The organism is Vibrio sp. 10N.222.52.B7, from assembly GCF_041474275.1.
Taxonomy (GTDB): domain Bacteria; phylum Pseudomonadota; class Gammaproteobacteria; order Enterobacterales; family Vibrionaceae; genus Vibrio; species Vibrio crassostreae_C.
In genome coordinates this window covers 1-229 of record NZ_JBFRTU010000769.1, presented here as the reverse complement: position 1 = coordinate 229, position 229 = coordinate 1, and the positions used below count along the sequence as shown (strand labels likewise).

Below are 229 nucleotides of genomic sequence, written 5' to 3'. Positions count from 1 at the left end.
GATGGAACAGTGGGAAAAAGGTTGTGAACACGCATTGATAAACCCACATCGCCATCCTTGGTTCGAAGAATCAAAACACGTTAAATCACTGAATGAATTACTCCGTTTACTTGGTGTCGCTAAAGATATTCCTCAGCAGAGCATCGGGTATGCCTGCGGAATGCTTGCCACTTCAGACCAGCCATCAAGCTCTAAACTTATTAACACCAGCGACCAAAAAGTATTGAAA

1 pseudogene is annotated in these 229 nt (G+C 43.2%); it reads left to right on the top strand.

Going from position 1 to position 229, the window contains the following annotated elements:
• Positions 1-229 (top strand): annotated as a pseudogene (locus AB4512_RS25220) (ABC transporter substrate-binding protein); the annotation flags it as partial.